Source organism: Niveispirillum sp. CC-CTL257 (assembly GCF_059489915.1).
This window is the reverse complement of sequence record NZ_JCAJXE010000001.1, coordinates 2,305,239-2,323,498: the sequence shown is the minus strand read 5'-3', so window position 1 is coordinate 2,323,498 and position 18,260 is coordinate 2,305,239. Positions and strand designations below refer to the sequence as shown.

12 protein-coding genes are annotated in these 18,260 nt (G+C 64.7%); 8 read left to right on the top strand and 4 right to left on the bottom strand.

Annotation, left to right across the window (positions count from 1 at the left end):
* Nucleotides 1–119: 119 nt before the first annotated feature.
* Nucleotides 120–1,943 carry a translational GTPase TypA gene (typA, locus tag ABC729_RS10800; protein WP_102113061.1) on the bottom strand — a complete coding sequence of 608 codons (1,824 nt, stop codon included), beginning with the start codon at nt 1,941–1,943 and terminating at the stop codon, nt 120–122.
* A gap of 354 nt (nt 1,944–2,297) precedes the next feature.
* Between typA and ABC729_RS10795 the strand changes: the two genes are divergently transcribed.
* The 4 genes from ABC729_RS10795 to glcF are packed head-to-tail and all read left to right on the top strand — an operon-like array spanning nt 2,298 to nt 11,006.
* A complete protein-coding gene (locus ABC729_RS10795) occupies nt 2,298–4,109 on the top strand; it encodes an autotransporter assembly complex protein TamA (RefSeq protein WP_495607603.1) in 1,812 nt (603 codons plus the stop codon).
* 7 nt (nt 4,110–4,116) lie between these two features.
* Complete coding sequence (locus tag ABC729_RS10790) at nt 4,117–8,478, top strand: translocation/assembly module TamB domain-containing protein (protein WP_495607602.1); 4,362 nt, start codon at nt 4,117–4,119, stop codon at nt 8,476–8,478.
* 33 nt (nt 8,479–8,511) lie between these two features.
* Nucleotides 8,512–9,723, top strand: coding sequence for an FAD-binding protein (locus ABC729_RS10785; protein WP_495607601.1), 1,212 nt, complete (start codon nt 8,512–8,514; stop codon nt 9,721–9,723).
* Nucleotides 9,723–11,006 (top strand): glycolate oxidase subunit GlcF, encoded by a 1,284-nt coding sequence (glcF, locus tag ABC729_RS10780; RefSeq protein WP_495607600.1) that lies wholly within the window; start codon nt 9,723–9,725, stop codon nt 11,004–11,006. The genes ABC729_RS10785 and glcF overlap by 1 nt, the downstream gene beginning before the upstream one ends.
* Nucleotides 11,007–11,062: 56 nt before the next feature.
* Here the strand turns inward: glcF and ABC729_RS10775 are convergent, their stop codons facing one another.
* From ABC729_RS10775 to efp, 3 genes are all read right to left on the bottom strand, one after another.
* The gene (locus ABC729_RS10775) at nt 11,063–11,893 is read right to left on the bottom strand and encodes an inositol monophosphatase family protein (protein ID WP_495607599.1); all 831 of its coding nucleotides are present in this window, start codon (nt 11,891–11,893) and stop codon (nt 11,063–11,065) included.
* Nucleotides 11,894–12,025: 132 nt separating this feature from the next.
* Entirely contained in the window at nt 12,026–13,669 is a 1,644-nt protein-coding gene (locus ABC729_RS10770; RefSeq protein ID WP_495607598.1) for a glycosyltransferase family 4 protein, read from the bottom strand.
* 122 nt (nt 13,670–13,791) lie between these two features.
* On the bottom strand, nt 13,792–14,358 hold the full coding sequence (gene efp, locus ABC729_RS10765) for an elongation factor P (RefSeq protein WP_495607597.1): 567 nt from the start codon (nt 14,356–14,358) through the stop codon (nt 13,792–13,794).
* Between the two features lie 203 nt (nt 14,359–14,561).
* Between efp and lspA the strand changes: the two genes are divergently transcribed.
* From lspA to ubiB, 4 genes are all read left to right on the top strand, one after another.
* Nucleotides 14,562–15,128 (top strand): signal peptidase II, encoded by a 567-nt coding sequence (lspA, locus tag ABC729_RS10760; RefSeq protein ID WP_495607596.1) that lies wholly within the window; start codon nt 14,562–14,564, stop codon nt 15,126–15,128.
* A gap of 73 nt (nt 15,129–15,201) precedes the next feature.
* Nucleotides 15,202–15,705 (top strand): DUF3035 domain-containing protein, encoded by a 504-nt coding sequence (locus tag ABC729_RS10755; protein ID WP_495607595.1) that lies wholly within the window; start codon nt 15,202–15,204, stop codon nt 15,703–15,705.
* A gap of 146 nt (nt 15,706–15,851) precedes the next feature.
* Entirely contained in the window at nt 15,852–16,655 is an 804-nt protein-coding gene (locus tag ABC729_RS10750) for a class I SAM-dependent methyltransferase (RefSeq protein WP_495607594.1), read from the top strand.
* A gap of 2 nt (nt 16,656–16,657) precedes the next feature.
* The gene (ubiB, locus tag ABC729_RS10745) at nt 16,658–18,205 is read left to right on the top strand and encodes a 2-polyprenylphenol 6-hydroxylase (RefSeq protein ID WP_495607593.1); all 1,548 of its coding nucleotides are present in this window, start codon (nt 16,658–16,660) and stop codon (nt 18,203–18,205) included.
* Nucleotides 18,206–18,260 lie beyond the last annotated feature (55 nt).

Here is an 18,260-nt window from a genome sequence, read left to right as displayed (position 1 = left end):
ATCCCGTTGGTGTTCATAGAGTATCACTGGCGCCGGTCTGCGTCCCCCGCCCACCCGAAACAAAAAGGGGAGGCCTGTTTCCAGGCCTCCCCCTCGTCTTTTCAAACCAGAACCAGCGATCAGCCGGCTTCGGCCTGACGCTCGGCGCGCTTGCGGTCGTTCGGGTCCAGCAGCTTCTTGCGCAGGCGGATGGACTTCGGCGTGACTTCCACCAGCTCGTCGTCCTGGATGTAGGACAGGGCCTTTTCCAGGGACATGCGGATGGGCGGCGTCAGGACGACGGCTTCATCCTTGCTGGTGGTGCGGATGTTCGTGAGCTTCTTGCCCTTCTGAACATTCACTTCCAGGTCGTTCTCGCGGGTGTGCTCACCCACGATCATGCCCTCATAGACCTTCCAGCCGGGCTCGATCATCATCGGGCCGCGATCTTCCAGGTTCCACAGGGCATAGGCCACGGCCTCGCCCTCGGCGTTGGAGATCAGGACGCCGTTGCGGCGGCCGGGGATCGGGCCCTTGTAGGGGGCGTAATCGTGGAACAGGCGGTTGATGACGCCCGTGCCGCGGGTGTCGGTCAGGAATTCGCCCTGGTAACCGATCAGGCCACGGGACGGAACGTGGAACACCAGACGGACCTTGCCGGCGCCCGACGGACGCATTTCCAGCATTTCGCCCTTACGCTCGGCGATCTTCTGCACCACGACGCCGGAGAAATCCTCGTCCACATCGACGACGACTTCCTCAATCGGCTCCAGACGTTGACCATTGGTGTCGGTCTTCATCACCACGCGCGGACGGCTGATCGACAGCTCAAAGCCTTCGCGGCGCATGGTTTCGATCAGGATGCCCAGCTGCAACTCGCCACGACCGGCCACCTCGAACGCGTCGGCATTCTCGGTTTCGCGGATGCGCAGGGCGACATTGCCTTCGGCTTCACGCAGCAGGCGGTCGCGGATCATACGGCTGGTGACCTTGTCACCTTCGCGACCGGCCAGGGGTGAGTCATTGACCGAGAAGGTCATGGCCAGGGTCGGCGGATCGATCGGCTGTGCCGGCAGGGCGTTCTCGACGCTCATATCGACGATGCTGTCGGCGACGGTGGTCTTCACCAGACCGGCGATGGCGACGATGTCACCGGCCTGCGCCTCGTCCACCGGCACGCGCTCCAGACCGCGGAAGGCCAGAACCTTCGACGCGCGGCCCTGCTCGATCAGCTTGCCGTCGCGGGACATGGACTTGATGGCCATGTTGGTCTTGATGCGGCCGGACTGGATGCGACCCGTCAGGATGCGGCCCAGATAGGGGTTGGCTTCCAGGGTGGTGGCCAGCATGGTGAACGGCGCATCAACGCTGTCGACCTTGGGGGCCGGCACGTGATTGACGATCAGCTCGAACAGCGGGGTCAGGTCCTTACGCTCGTCATCCAGACTGTTCACGGCCCAGCCGTTGCGGCCGGAGGCGAACAGGGTCGGGAAGTCCAGCTGCTCGTCGGTGGCGTCCAGCGAGGCGAACAGGTCGAAAATCTCGTTATGCACTTCGTCGGGACGCGCATCCTGACGGTCGATCTTGTTGACGACGACCATCGGGCGCATGCCCAGCTTCAGGGCCTTGCCCAGCACGAACTTGGTCTGCGGCAGCGGGCCTTCGGCGCTGTCCACCAGCAGGCAGACGCCGTCCACCATGTTCAGGATACGCTCCACCTCGCCGCCGAAGTCGGCGTGGCCCGGCGTATCGACGATGTTGATGCGGACGTCGTTCCAGACGACGGACGTGCACTTGGCCAGGATCGTGATACCGCGTTCACGCTCCAGGTCGTTGCTGTCCATGGCGCGCTCGGCGACCTGCTGGTTTTCACGGAAAGTGCCGGACTGCTTCAACAGCATGTCCACAAGCGTGGTCTTGCCGTGGTCGACGTGGGCGATGATGGCGATATTGCGCAATTGCATGGGTACGGTCCTGCGTGCCTGGTGCTGGTCGCGCGCCGCCCAATGACTATGTCCGCCGGATCGGGGTTCGCGCATGAAAAACGCCCGGCCACCCTGTCAGCGTTCAAAAGGAACGGGAACAAGGGTGGCCGGGCTGTTTCGCGGCGCAATATAATCGTTTCGCACCGGCTTCGGTAGGGTGCAGAAGGTGGGGCTGCCCTGCGTTTGGACGGATCGCGGTTAACGTTCCATCAAGGGGTTGGCGCAATGGCCGCAAGAATCCACGCCCCTTGGCCTAACACCAAAGCGCCGGTCCCTTACCCCTGGAAAGCCGCCCCCGGCCCATGCCACCATGGCGGCAACCGGGGGAGGATAATGACCCAAGGCAGATGGCGAAAATGGATGTTGCTGGCGGCGGCTGCCTTGGCGGCGGCGCCCATCCATGCCCAGGAGACGAAATATGAGGTGGTGATCCAGGGGGTGGAGGACCATCCGCATTTGTCGAAGCTGCTGAACGAAGTCTCCAGTCTTGTCACCCTGAAGGACCAGCCGCCGCCTTCGCCCATCGGCCTAGGCCGTCGGGCCGATGCCGATCTGGACCGGTTCCGCGCCGCCCTGCGATCCGAAGGTTTCTATGACGCCATTGTCGATGCGGAGATCGATGTCGATGTGGTGCCGGCCAAGGTCCTGATCCGGGTGGAGGAGGGGGCGCGGTACAAGGTGACATCGGTCGCCATCGCCGGACCCAATGAACAGCCCCTGCCCGATGGTGCGCCGGCCCCGGACGCGCTGGGCCTGGCCATCGGGTCGGATGCGCGCGCACCTTCGGTGGTGGATGCCGAAGGCCGCATCCTGCCGCGCCTGGCGGAAAAGGGTTATGCCTATGCCCGCCTGCTGGACCGCAAGCTGATCGTGGACCATGCCAAACAAGGCATGGATGTCACCTATGTCGTTGATCCCGGTCCGAAAGTGACGTTCGGCGATGTCAGTTTCAACGGCCTGGATGAGGTGTCGCAGCGCGCGGCCCGCCGCCGCCTGCCCTGGCGCGAGGGCGACGCCTATCACCCCGCCACCATGGAGGAGGGGCGTCAGGCGCTGGCCGATCTGGGGGTCTTCTCTTCCGTCCGGCTGCGGCTGGCCGATCAGCCGACGGGTGACCAGAAGGCACCCGTCCTGGTCGATCTGGCCGAACGGGAAATGAACTATGTCGGTTTTGGTGCCGATTACGGGACCGAGGATGGATTCGGGGCCAATGCCTATTGGGGTGACCGCAACCTGATGGGTAATGCCGAGAAGTTGCGTGTGGATGCCTCGGTCGCCGGTATTTCCCGGCGAGGGGAGACCAGCGCCAGCGATTTCGATTACCGTCTGGCCGGCACCTATCAGCAGCCGGATTTCCTGTCGCGCCGCCAGTCGCTGAACCTGTCGGCGGAGGCCTTGTCGGAACGGCCCGACGCCTATCGCCGGCAGGCACTGGTCCTGACGGGAGCGGTGGAGCGCAAGCTGGGCAAGGGGTTGAAGGCCAGCCTGGGCGTGACGGCGGAACAGTCGAAGATCGACGAAAGCCTGCAGACCACGCAGAACACCCTGGTCGGCATTCCCGCCGCCATTACCTGGGACCGGTCCAACGATCTTTTGAACCCGACCAAGGGTTTCCGCCTGTCGGGTGCCGTCACCCCCTATCTGGCGGCCTTCGGGGACAGCAACAGTTTCACGGTCGCGCGGGTCGGCGGCAGTGCCTATTTCGATTTCAAGGATGATGGCTGGTACGTGGGCGCGCTGCGCGGCGTTTACGGGGCGGTGATCGGCGGCGGGTTGCTGGATGTGCCAGCGGACAAACGCTTCTTCGCGGGCGGTGGCGGGTCGATCCGTGGCTATGGCTATCAGGAGGTGGGACCGCGCGACGCTAGTGGGGAGCCGCTGGGCGGCGTGTCATTGCTGGAAATGTCCGCAGAGATGCGGGTGAAGGTGACGGAGGATATTGCCGTCGTCCCCTTTGTGGATGCGGGCAATGTCTATACGACCGAATATCCCAAGCTAGGGCAGGGGTTACGCTATGCCGCCGGGATCGGCGGGCGTTACCACACTGTCATCGGCCCCATCCGCCTGGATGTGGCCGTACCGCTGAACAAGCGCGACGGGGACAAGGCATTTCAGTTCTACATCTCCATCGGCCAGGCCTTTTAAGGAGGGGATGATGAGCGATTTCAACCGCCTTCGCCCCATCCTGATCTGGATCGCCGCCGGTCTGGCGGGGCTGATTGGTCTGGTCGTCCTGATCGCCATATCGGCGGGCATCTGGCTGTCCACCCCGTCGGGCCGCGATTTCGTGCTGTCCAAGGCTGGGGAGGCCGTGCCGGAACTGACGATTGAGGGGGTGGACGGGTCGGTTTTCGACCTGCGCGCCGCCCGGATCACCCTGTCTGATGCCGATGGTGTCTGGCTGACCGTGGAGGGCGCGCATCTGGCCTGGAACCCCTGGGCCCTGTTCTCCCGCACCCTGTCAGTGTCGGAACTGTCGGCAAAGGCTGTGACGGTGGCACGCCAGCCGCTGCCCAAGCCGGATGATCCCAACGACAAGAGCGGGATGCCGCGCCTGCCCGTTGCCGTCACCCTGTCGCGGTTGGCGGTGGAGCGGGTAACGCTGGGGTCGGACCTGCTGGATGGCAATCCGGCGGTGCTGACCCTGGCCGGGCAGGGGCGGTTGCCGGCGGGTGAACTGGGCGGGTCGGGATCGCTGGATGTGAAGCGCATTGATGACCGGCCCGGCACCTTGACCGTGGCCGGTGATTACCGGCCCGGCCGCCGCCTGACCCTGACGGCAGAGGCGCTGGAACAGGGTAACGGGCTGATTGCCGAATTGCTGGACATTCCGGGCCGCCCGCCCGTGACTTTGACCCTGAAGGGTGATGGACCGCTGACCGATTGGACGGGGACGGCCACGGCCAAGGCCGGCGATGCCGCCGATGCCAAGGCGGAATTCAGGATCAGACCGTCGGGCACCAAGCTGACCTTCGGCCTGGACCTGTCGGGCAACGTGCAAGCCCTGCTACCGCCCGATATCCGCCCCCTGGTCGGGCCGGACCTGCGCATCGGGGCTGGCGGCCTGATCGATCCGGGGGTGAAGCTGGCGCTGGATGGCGTGGGTATCCAGACGGCGGTCGGCAAACTGTCCGGCGGCGGGGCCTTTGACATCAAGACCCGCGCCATCAATGTCGGCGCCTGGGTGGAGGTGCCGGATGCGGCCCTGCTGTCGCCCCTACTGGGGCCGGCGCGGATGAAGGCCGCACGGGGCAGCGTGACCCTGACCGGTACACCGGAGGCACCGGAACTGGCCACCGACATGGTGCTGGACGCCCCCGTCCTGCCCGATCTGACGCTGAACAGCCTGGGCGTGAAACTGTCCGCCAAGGGGATGGACCGGACGGCGGTCATTGCCGCCCTGCATCTGGACGGGGCGTCGGGGCCGCTGTCGGCCCTGACGGGGCGGACATCCGATCTGGCCGCCGAACTGACCGTGATCCGCGCTAAGGGCGGGATCGACATTGCCAAGGCCGGCTTCATCGGTACCGCCCTGTCAGCCACGGCCAGCGGATCGCTGACCGGCTGGGGCCGCGATGGCGAACTGGCCCTGACCTTGTCGGCCAAGGATCTGGCGCCGCTGTCCGGGGTGGCGGGGCGCAAACTGTCCGGGTCGCTGGCCGTTGAGGGCAAACTGCGCCGCGCGGACGGAAAGACGGCAGTGACGCTTCAGGGCCAGGGCCAGGAACTGGCGGCGGGCATCGCCGTCCTGGACCCGCTTCTATCGGGCCGGACGGAGATTTTCGCCGATCTGGAGGTGGCGGGGGAGGAGATGGCGCTGCGTCGCCTGTCGCTGACCAACCCGCAGCTGAAGATCGGCGGGGAGGGGCGGTACGGTCCCAAGGGGATCAGTGCCGACGCCGTGGTGGAGGTGGCGGACCTGTCGCCCCTGTCGCCGGCGCTGGGCGTGGCAATGGGGGGCGGTGTCACGGCCCGGCTGAAAAGCCCCGCCGCCGACACGCTGACGCTGGAAATGGTGGCGGATGGGCTGAGTGTGGATGGGTTGCGGCTGGTTGATACGCGGCTGGATGCGCGCCTGTCAGGCCTGCCCAGGGCGGCGAAGGGCCGGGTTGATTTGGAAAGCAGCCTGAACGGGCAGCGCATCGCGCTGGGCAGCGACCTGTCGCAGACGGGGGCCAGCCTGTCGCTGGCTGGCATTGAGGCCGTGATCGGCCTAAACCGGTTCAATGGCGATCTGTCGCTGGATACCGGCACGGGGCTGGCGGCGGGCCGGCTGTCCGGCACCGTGCCCGACCTGGGCATCCTGGCCTTCATCGCGGGCGATGAGGTCTGGGGTAATGGCACTGTCAATATCGCGCTCCGCCATGACAAGGGCCGGCAGTTCGCGGATGTGAAGGCCGATTTCAAGGAAATCTGGCGGCGCTGGCACGGGCAGAAGGTGGCTGCCATCGCCCTGTCAGCACGCCTGGATGGAACGGAGAAGGTGCCCAGCGTCGATGCGGGCTTTACCGTGACCGGTGTGGATGCCGGCACCTTGGATCTGGACAAGGTTACGGGATCGGCCAGCGGGCCCCTGTCGGCCACCTCCCTTGCCTTCGACCTGTCGGGAAAGCGCGGGTCGGCACCGGTGCGCCTGTCCATCGCGGGGCAATTGGCGACGGGGGCCAAGGACGCGATCACGCGGGTGGGGCTGGGCACGCTGTCAGGGGCCTATGGCGATACGGAATTCCGGCTGGCCAACCCCGCCAACCTGTCCTTTGGCGAGGGCGTGGTGGGTGTGCAGGGTCTGGTGGTTCTGGCCGGCGACGCGCGGGTGGAGGTAACGGCGGACCTGTCGCCCAAGGCGCTGGGTGGGCGGGTGTCGCTGACCAAGCTGCCGCTCAACTGGGTGCGCCTGATCGACCCGACCCTGACGCTGTACGGCCATCTGGACGGCACGGCCAGCCTGTCGGGCACCGTGGCCGACCCCAAGGGGGTGATGTCGCTGAAACTGTCGGAATTCGCGCTGGCGCCGCAGGTCCTGAAAGGCCCATCACCGCTGGGCGCCACGCTGACTGCCGATTGGCAGAAGGGGCGTGTGGCCCTGAATGCCCGGATTGACAGCGCGGGGTCGGGGGTGGGCCTGTCGGCGCGGGCCGATTTGCCGTTGGAAATGCGCGGATCGGCGACCAGCATCGTCGTGCCCACCGACAAGCCGGTCAGCGGTCGGCTGGAAGGTAATGTGGCGCTACGTCGGCTGAATGATCTGCTGGCGACGACGGGCGATCGTCTGGGCGGGCAGATGGTGCTGGACCTGACCCTGGGCGGCACCCTGGCCGACCGGGAACTGACGGGCAGTGTCACGCTGAACAATGCCCGTTATGAGAATCAGCGCTGGGGCACACAGATCACCGATATCGAGGCGGTGTTGAAGGGCGATCCCGAAGGGCTGGTGATTGACCGGTTTGAGGGCAAGACGCCGGGCGGCGGTACGGTGTCTGTCGCCGGCAGTTTTGGTTTCCGCCCCGAACGCGGTGACCGGCAGATCGACCTTCGCCTGACCGCGAAAAAGGCAAAGCTGGCCGGAATCGACATGGTGGAGGCGGTCGCCGGTGCCGATATCACCGTCACCGGCAAGCCGACGCAGATGATGATCGCGGGTCGCGTGGATGTGGCCAATGCCCATATCCGCATCCCGGACAAGCTGCCGCCCACGGTGGTGGAGGTGAAGGTGGTGGAGATCAACCATCCCCGCCGCATCGCCCCGCCGGGTGCCGTCAGCAGCGCCAATGCCAAGGCGGAGGGAACGCCGCCGCCCGCCCTGATCATCGGCCTGAATATCGATGTGGAGGCGCCCAACCAGATTTATATCGGGGGTCGTGGGCTGGATGCGGAACTGAAGGCGTCGCTGAAGCTGCGCGGGACGGCGGATTTGCCGCTTCTGTCGGGCGACGTGTCGCTGGTCAAGGGTGAGATGGGGCTGCTGGGGCAGACCTTCACCCTGTCGCGGGCCAATGTCAGTTTCCTGGGCGACGGCACCTTTGATCCGTCGCTGGATGTGGAGGCGCGGACGCAGCGCGGCGACCTGACGGCCATCGTCGCCGTCACGGGACGCCCGTCGAAACCGACGGTGAAACTGTCGTCGCAACCGCCCTACCCGGAAGACGAGGTGCTGGCCCGGCTGCTGTTCAACCGCGGGGCGGGGCAGCTGTCGGCGCTGGAGGCGGTGCAACTGGCGCAGTCGGCGGCCCAATTGTCGGGGCTGTTCGGCGGCGGCCCTGGCTTTGTCGACAATGTGAAACGCTCGCTGGGCGTGGATCGGCTGGAATTCCGGGGCAGCGAGGATGGATCGGGTGCGGGCACCGTGGCCGCCGGCCGCTATATCGGCGACAATATCTATGTCGGGGTGGAGCAGGAGCTGGGCACGGGCCAAAGCAAGGCCACCGTGGAATATGGCATCACCGACCATATCAAGGCGCGCGGCGAGGTCGGGACCGAAAGCAAGGTCGGCGTGCAGTTCCAATGGGATTATTGAAGGGGGTGACAGGCGGCCCACCGCACCCCCAGAATGAAGCCGAATGTGATCAACGTGGCGGATGCCATGGCCGACAGGCTTTCTTCCTTCATCGACGCGGTGCGCGCCGGACAGCCCCTGCGCCTGATCGGCGGCGGTAGCAAGCCCGGCCTGGGTCATGCGGTCGCGGGCACGGCCCTGTCGCTGTCGGCGCTGTCGCAGGTGGCGTCATATGAACCAGCGGAACTGATCCTGGTGGCCGAACCGGGGGTGCGGATGGCGGAACTACGGTCCCTGTTGTCGGCCAAGGGGCAGGCGCTGGCTTTTGAGCCGCCGGACCTGGGGCCGCTGTATGGCCGTCCCGCCGGTACGGATACGCTGGGTGGCGTGGTAGCGACGGGTCTGTCGGGACCGGGGCGGGTGAAGGCCGGGGCCGTGCGCGACCATGTGCTGGGCCTGACAGCCATTGCCGGCGACGGGCGTGTCTTCCGGTCAGGTGGCAAGGTCGTGAAGAATGTCACGGGCTTTGACGTGCCCAAGCTGCTGACCGGCGCGCATGGCACGCTGGGTATCATGACAGAGATCGTGGTCAAGGTGCTGCCGGCCCCGCCCTTGTCCAAGACCCTGGTCCTGGCGGGGATGGAGGATGCCGACGCCATCCGCGCCATGGCCGATGCCTTGGGCTCGGCGGCGGAGGTGGGGGCGGCGGCCTTTACCCCTTCTTACCTGCCGCTGGATGGGCTGCTGCCCGACCGCACACCCTGCGTGCTGCTGCGGCTGGACGGGGTTTCGGTGTCGGTGGCGGAGCGGTTGGGGGCGCTGGAACGCTTGCTGGAGGGGCGGGCGGCCATGGCGGTGCTGGATGGGGACGAGTCGGCGGCGCTGTGGGCGTGCCTGCGCGATGCGATGCCGCTGGCCGCGCGGCCCGACCTGGATGTCTGGCGTCTGTCGGTGCCGCCCATGGCGGGGATGGGCGTGCTTTCTGCCATCCGGGCGGCGATCCCACGGGCGCTGGGCTGGCTGGATTGGGGCGGGGGCCTGATCTGGGTCGGGCTGCCGGGCGGGATGGTGGATGCGGGGGCCGCCGTGGTGCGGGGTGCTGTGGGGGCCAACGGGCATGCGACGCTGATGCGCGCACCCGATGCGGTGAAGGCGCTGGTGCCGGCGTTCCAGCCGCTGCCCGGCCCGCTGGCCGCCCTGACGGCGCGGGTGAAGGCGCAGTTTGACCCGGCAGGCATCCTCAATCCCGGTCTGATGGGGGCGTGATGCAGACCCACTTCACCCTGGCGCAACTGGCCGACAGCGGTACCGCAGAGGCGGAAAAAATCCTGCGGACCTGCGTGCATTGCGGGTTCTGCACGGCCACCTGCCCCACATATCGCCTGACCGGGGATGAGCGCGACAGCCCGCGCGGGCGCATCTATCTGATCAAGGATATGCTGGAGAGCGGTCGGGATGCGGGGCCGGTGGAAACCCACCATATCGACCGCTGCCTGTCGTGCCTGTCCTGCATGACCACCTGCCCGTCGGGTGTGCATTACATGCATCTGGTCGACCATGCCCGCGCCCATATTGAACGGACGGCCAAGCGACCGGCGAAAGTGCGGCTGACGCGGCTGGCCTTGCGCCTGACCTTGCCGCATACGGGGCGGTTCCGGGCGGCGATGGGGCTGGCGAAACTGGCCCGGCCTTTTCGTGCGCTGCTGCCTCCCGACCTGCGGGGCATGCTGGACCTTGCCCCCGATCGGGTGCATCCGAAAGGACCGCAGGAAGGGCCGGGTGTGTTTCCGGCGCAAGGGCCACGGCGCCTGCGGGTGGCGCTGCTGCCCGGCTGTGTGCAGCCGGCGCTCGACCCCGATATCCATGACGCCACCATCCGGTTGCTGACCCGGTTGGGGGCGGAGGTGGTGGTGGCGACGGGGGTGGGTTGCTGCGGTGCCCTTACCCACCATATGGGCCGTGATGGGCATGGATTCGCGGCGGCCAATATCCGCGCGTGGATGGCCGAGATCGAAGGCGACGGTCTGGACGCCATCATCGTGACGGCCAGCGGCTGCGGCACCACCGTCAAGGATTACGGCCATATGTTCCGCGATGACCCGGTGCTGGCGGCGCCGGCGGCGACAATATCGGCGCTGGCGCGGGATGTGACGGAGGTGGTGGCGATGCTGGGCCTGCCGGAGGGGGTAAAGGCACCCCGGCCCCTGCGCGTCGCCTATCACGCCGCCTGTTCGTTGCAGCATGGGCAGAAGGTGAAGGACCCGCCGCGCGACCTGTTGCGGGCGGCGGGGTTCACAGTGCTGGAGGTGCCGGACGGGCACCTGTGCTGCGGGTCGGCAGGGACTTATAACCTGCTGCAGCCAGAGCTTTCAGGGCAGTTGCGCGATGCCAAGGTAGCGGCGATTGAGGGGACGCGGCCCGATGTGATCGCCGCCGGCAATATCGGCTGTATGACCCAGATCGGGTCAGGTACGGCCCTGCCGATTGTCCATACGGTACAGCTTCTGGACTGGGCCATGGGTGGGCCGGTGCCGGATGCTTTGCCCTGAATCAAAAAGCCCCGTGGATGCGGACATCCACGGGGCTTTTTGGGGATAGGCTTGTGTCAGACCTTCGGCTTTTCAGCCGGGGCCACCTTGGGCTTGCCCGCGTTGCGCAGGACGACGGCCAAGTGGGAATGCAGGTTGGCATTGGCGGCCAGAATGGAACCGCTGGCCAGCGGGCTCTTGCCGGGGCCGATCTCACTGACGAAACCGCCGGCTTCGGTGACCAGCAGCAGGCCGGCGGCCATGTCCCAGGGCTTCAGGTCGGCTTCGAAGAAACCGTCAAAGCGACCGGCAGCCGTGTAGGCGAGGTCGAGCGAAGCAGCACCCCAGCGGCGGATGCCCGCCACCTGGCCCATCAGGGCTTCCAGCTGCTGCAAGAACACGGGCGCATTGCCATGACCCTTGAAGGGGATGCCGGTGGCGATGACGCTGTCGGCCAGCTGACGGCGGGAGGAAACGCGCAGGCGGGTATGGTTAAGGAAAGCGCCCGCGCCCTTTTCGGCCCAGAACATCTCGTCATGCACGGGTTCATAGACGACGCCGGCAATGATCTCGCCCTCGCGCTCCAGCGCGATGGAGATGGCCCAGTGAGGCAGGCCGTGCAGGAAATTGGTGGTGCCGTCCAGAGGATCGACGATGAAACGGTGGGAAGCGTCCTTGCCCTTGATCTCGCCGGTTTCTTCCAGCAGCAGGCCGAAATCGGGCCGCGCCTTCTGCAGCTCCTCGCGCACGATGCGCTCGGCCTTCTGGTCGGCGGCGGAAACGAAGTCGGACGGGCCCTTGCGGGAGACCTGTAGGTGCTCGACCTCGCCGAAATCGCGCAGGATGGCCTTGCCGGCCTTTTCGGCCGCACGGGTCATGACGTTCAGGATGGCCGAACGGGCTGCCATGGTCGAACACTCCACAATGACGAAGAAACCGAAGGCCGCCTCAGCAGCCTCACATCAGGGTGAGAGCGTATAGTCCATTCTGGCGATTTTGCGATGCGGCACCGTTGCGCAGCAGGGTTGCGGCAGTTTCGGTCATGCTGGTCGCACTTTGATCAGATCAAACTTCCACAGCCACATCAAAGCCCTGACCCCAAACTGCGTTGTCAGATTGTGGTCGGAAAGTAGCTGCGCCACCGCTACGCCATCCGCCGGTATCGACCCCAGCAATTGTATAGCCAGCTCCTTCTTGAACAGCTTTTCTTCAAACGCGTAGTTCGACACAAAAGTACCCAGAAGCGCCTGCAACCTTTCCGTATGGCCGTCACTTCGCCTCACAATCCAGTTGCCACCGAGTTGCGATGTGGGGAAGTGACCAAATGTATGAAAAGGGTCGGTGTGCTGCGGCGGGGAAAAGGGCGAAATATCGCCGCCCCTTGCTGCGTGTTCTCTGATCTCACGCAGATGACCGGTCAACGCAGCGTACTGACCCAGGATGACAGGCCAGTCATAGAATTGCTGCGCACGTTGCTTGCCCGATGCTCCCATCTGATGACGGAGATCAGGGCTGTCGGCCAACCGCTCAATCATTTCATGAAGGCTGTCGATATCGACGACAGTTGCCATGCTGATGTTGCCAATATACCGGTCATACAGACCGTCGGCAGCAAGGTAACTGGCAATCAGATGGCTTCCGGCACCCGGTGGGGGAGTTACTGTCGGGACCCTGAAGCCATCGACTCCGTCCCTGACAGTATCCTTGTACCCGTCCCAGTCGCTGACAACCACCGGCAGGCCGCGCGCCATCGCCTCCAACGGCGTCAGGCCAAACGTCTCCTGGATATTGTCGGAGAGCGAGACAAAAACATCTGAAGCTTGCCAGGCATGATCGTATTTCTGCGGGTCTGCGCCATCGGCCCAGATGAACCGAACCGAGGGTGCAAGCTTCTGGCGTGCCTCATCAAATGCGATACGCATGCCCTTGTTAGGATAAATCCCCGCTTCGATGCAGGTGACGCGGTGCCGAGCCGCCAGACGTTCCAGGGCAATATAGATCGGACCCGGATTGCATTTGGCATGTACGGACAAGCGGCCCGCAAAAAGGAAAACGACTTCATCTTCCCTGATGTCAAAACTGGCCCTGGCGGCTGGACGCCCGGCCTGGTTTGCAGCAAGCGCCGGTGCGTCGATTCCGAGCGGAATGACAGGAAGGGTGGGGCGATTGAAGCGCGTCGCGCCTGTATTCCGGTGCCAATATTCCTGTGTCTCCTCAAGCAGCCTGTTGACCAGGGTGTGGGCCGCTTTTGAGGTGCAGATCAGCGCATCCCAGGGGCGGAACGGCGGCAAAGCCATCGCGGAGATCAGGTTCAGCGCATTTTGGGAAGATAAGGTGTGGGTGATGCCCATGATGCTGAAGCTCGTGGGTCCCAGCCGTTCCCGGCCTGATGCCAGCTCCGTTGTTGGAGGGGCTGGATAATAAAGGGTGCCGGCCTGCTGTGCAGAACCCAAGCCCGGTATCAAACTGTAGTTTAATTTTCCAGTAAAACCAAAACTATTCAGCTGTCTGGCAAGCCTATTAGCTGATTGATCTGTCTGGCAGATAGCATTTATGGTGGATTGAGTCCATGTCCTGGCTACGCCATTTAGAAATGACTTGCCAGACATTTGCCGTCCCATGATCTTCTGATCAGTGGTGTAGCCATCTTCGTTATAGAATATTGAGAATGGCGGATGGGACATGCGTTCGACCCTGCCCTGAGTGACTTTGTTGGCCGGAAAAGCCCTTGGATAAAATAAAGACGCCCGCGCGTATATATCCGCGCGGGCGTCAGTACTACCAGCAGAAAGGCTACACAGACCAATCAGTCCTTGTAGCGTTCCATATATTCGCCGGTTTCGATGTTCACCACGATCTTGGTGCCGGCCTCGATATGCGGCGGAACCAGGACGCGGGCACCATTTTCCAGAACGGCGGGCTTGTAGGAGGAAGAGGCCGTCTGGCCCTTCACCACCGGGTCAGCCTCGGTGATGGTCAGGACCACGGACTGCGGCAGTTCGACCGACAGGGGGGCGCCTTCGAAGGACTGCACCACGACTTCCATGCCGTCGGCCAGGAAGATCTTGCCGTCGCCGATGATGTCGCCGGAGATGGTCACCTGTTCGAAGGTTTCCTTGTCCATGAAGGTGAAATTGTCATCTTCAGCGAACAGGAACGTCATCTCGTGATCGTCCAGACGAGCGCGCTCGACGGCTTCGCCGGTGCGGAAGCGCTCGATATTCTTGTTGCCGGTCTTGACGTCCTTCATTTCCAACTGAATGAAGGCACCGCCCTTGCCGGGCTGCACAATCTGGGTGCCGGTGATCACATAGAGACGGCCGTTATGCTCAAGGATGTGACCCTTGCGCATGGTGTTCGCATTGACCTTCATGACAGGCTTCTCAAACTTTATAGGAATCGAGCGGCGCGGAACCTAACAGGTTGCCTCTCAACAGGCAAATAGGCTTTGTCCCCGCCCGCCGCATAGGCAACCGGCGGGCCGTGCAAGGGCCGCAGGGCGGAATTTTAACATATCGCCCGACCATTTGCCGCCTTTCCGCCGTGTTTAGGGTATAAGGCAGCGGGAAAGATGATGTGCGGCACGGATGGATGATGGTGGCGGGTGAAGGGGTGATGAACGCGGCGCTGGTGCGCAAATTGCGGCTGGTCACCGGCATTGTGGCGCTGGTGGCGTTGGTCCTGGATCAGGTGACCAAACAATGGGTGCTGACCAGCCTGCTGCCTTGTCTGTCGGGGCCGGCGGGGCCGGGATGCGCCGTCGACTCCCCCTTCATTGAGGTCACGGGCTTCTTCAATATGGTGGTGGCCTGGAACTTCGGCGTCAGCTTTTCCATGTTCTACAGCCAGCATGATTTGATGCCGTTCGTGCTCAGTCTGCTGGCCGTTGGTATCTGTGGCGCGCTGCTATGGTGGAACCGCATGAATGATCGCAAACTGGTGGCGGTGGCCACCGGCATGGTCATCGGCGGGGCCATCGGTAATGTGATCGACCGGTTCCGCTTCGGGGCCGTCGCCGATTTCCTTGACTTTCACGTCGCGGGCTGGCACTGGCCGGCATTCAACGTGGCGGATTGCTGCATCGTGGTCGGGGTGGGCCTGTTGTTGATCGACGGGCTGTTCTCCGGCGACGAGCGGCGTTAGAGTGCGAACCGTCAATCGTGCGGGTCGGCCTCTGTTAGACTCTGCTCCTCGTTCAAAGGGTACGGATCGGACCATGGTTGTGTTGAAGCAAGTGCGCAAGGCGGCCGTTCCGGCCATCACCGTCCTGATGATGGGCGGCCTGCTGTCGGGCTGTGGCCTGTTCGGCGGGCATGACGCGCCGGATGAATTCATGGTCGTGTCGCGCGCCCCGCTGGAGGTGCCGCCCGACTTCTCCCTGCGTCCGCCGCAGCCGGGCAGCCCGCGCCCGCAGGAAATGGAACGCGACACCCGTTCGCAGTCCAGCGTGTTCGGCGCCAGCACGGCCGGTTCCGCCGCCCTGGTCGATCCGCGTACCAATCCGAAGCAGACCTCGGGCGAAGGTGCGTTGCTGGCCCAGGCTGGTGCCGACGGTGCCAGCCCCGATATCCGCGCCATCGTCGACCGGGAGAATCCGGGCGTGGTGGTCGGCAGCCCGAGTTTCCTGGACAAGCTGATGTTCTGGAAGGACGAACAGAACCCGGAAGTGCTGCCCCCGCCCGGCGGCACCCTGTCCACCACGCGTGAGACCGGCAAGTAAGTTTGGTCGTCATTTAGGCCGATTGAACCAAAGCCCCGCCGGTTACGGCGGGGCTTTGTTATTTTCGGGTTCCGGCAACCCAAACATGCCATGGCGCGGCATCGCGCCCGCTTCCCAAGGGGCGCTGTCCGGCCTATGTTCCGGCCATGACCGACGCGAACACGACCCGCCCCGCCGCCGCCACAGGCACGCCCCCCAGGCCCCCAGCCGGGGAAGAAGGGCGTTTCTTCGGTTATCGGGAGATTGACCCGACCGAGAAAGCATCCCTGGTCCAGGGCGTGTTCGGCAGTGTGGCCGGCAAATACGATCTGATGAACGACCTGATGTCCATGGGCGTTCACCGCCTGTGGAAGGATGCGTTCGTCGATCTGGTTCGCCCGCGTGAGGGCGAAGCGCTGCTGGATGTGGCGGGCGGCACCGGTGACATCGCTTTTCGCCTGAAAAAGCAGGCGCCGGGGGCCAAGGTCACCGTTTGCGACCTGACCGAATCGATGGTGCGGGTGGGGCGCGACCGGGGCCTGGATGGCGGCATGCTGTCGGGCATCGACTGGACCGTCGGCAATGCCGAGGATCTGCCGTTCCCGTCGCGGTCCATGGATGCCTATACGATCGCCTTCGGTCTGCGCAATGTGACGCGCATCGACAAGGCCCTGGCTGAGGCGCGGCGCGTGCTGAAGCCCGGCGGGCGCTTCTTATGTCTGGAATTCAGCCATGTCGTGATCCCCGTGCTGCGGGATATCTATGACGGCTATTCCTTCCACCTGCTGCCGCGCCTGGGGCAGATGGTGGCGGGCGACAAGGACAGCTATCAGTATCTGGTGGAAAGCATCCGCCGCTTCCCCGAACAGCAGGCTTTGTGCCGCCGGATCGAAGCGGCGGGCTTTACCGGGGCCAAGGCGCGCAACCTGTCGGGCGGGATCGCCTGTATCCATTCCGGCTGGCGCGTTTAAGGATGATCCGCGCCATCCGTAACCTCGCCCGCATGGTCAGTATCGGTCGCACGCTGGGCCGCCATGGTGCCCTGCCCGTCGATCTGTTCCGGGATTCAGCTCCGTTCCTGTCCTTCATCCTGTCGCTGGGCAATCGCAACAAGGTGCCGGGCCGCCCCGGACAGCGTCTGGCCGCCGCGTTGCAGGCGCTGGGTCCCAGCTTCATCAAGCTGGGTCAGGTCCTGTCCATCCGCGCCGATCTGGTGGGGGAAGAGGTCGCCAACGATCTGGCAGAGCTGCGCGACCGGCTGCCGGCCTTTTCCGGTGATGCCGCCCGCGCCATCATCGAGGCGGAGCTGGAGCGGCCCATCACCGAGCTTTATGCCCAGTTCGATGATCAGGCGGTGGCGGCGGCCAGCATCGCCCAGGTGCATTTCGCGCAAACGCCCGACGGGCGACTGGTGGCCGTCAAGGTGCTGCGGCCCGGTATTGAGCAGGCGTTCCAACAGGATATCGACCTGCTGCTCTGGCTGGCCGATTGGGCCGTGCGGGTGCAGCCCAAGCTGAAACGCCTGAAGCCCGTGGCCGTGGTGGAGACGTTCGCGCGTACCGTGGCCCTGGAAATGGACCTGCGGATGGAGGCGGCGGCGGCTTCAGAGCTGGCCGGGAACTTCACGGGTGATGATACGTTTGGCGTGCCTTCCATCGACTGGGACCGTACCGCCAAGCGTGTGATGACGCAGGAACGGGTGATCGGCTTTTCCATCGACAAGGTGGACGACATCCGCGCCGCCGGCTTGCAGACCGATCAGTTGCTGGCCCATGCCGCCGATGCGTTTTTCAATCAGGTGTTCCGCGACGGCTTTTTCCATGCCGACATGCATCCCGGCAATATGTTCGTGACGCCGCAGGGGCGGCTGATCGCCGTGGATTTCGGCATCATGGGCCGGATTGATCGGCAGACGCGCCTGTACCTGGCCGACATGCTGATCGGGTTTTTGAACCGCGATTATGATCTGGTCGCCAAGGTGCATTTCGATGCCGGTTTCGTGCCGGCGACGCAGGATCAGGAACTGTTCAAGCAGGCCTGCCGCTCCATCGGCGAACCGTTGCATGGACGCCCCCTGTCCGACATTTCCGTGGGCCGGCTGCTGGCGCAGCTCTTTGCGGTGACCGAGAAGTTCCAGATGGAGACGCAGCCGCAATTGCTGCTGCTGCAAAAAAGCATGCTGACGGCGGAGGGGATGGGGCGCGTCCTGAACCCGCATGTAAATATGTGGGAACTGGCCCGACCCCTGATCGAACGCTGGATGATTGAGAACCGGGGGCCGGAGGCGCGCATTGCCGACCTTCTATCCAATGTTGCCGGCATAGCGCGCCGTCTGCCCACCCTGGTCCGCGATCTGGAACGCACCGCCAACATGCTGGCCGAGGGCGGGGGCCTGCGCCTGCATCCCGAGTCGGTGCTGGCGCTGGCGGCGGTGCGGGAACGGGAGGGGCGGCGCTGGCGACGGCTGGGCTGGGCGGCTTTGCTGCTGGCGGCGGTGGCGCTGGGCGTGGCGTTGACGTAGCGCGGATTAGCGAAGCGTAATCCGCGGAGCGACGGTGCGGGGTTTCCGCGGATTA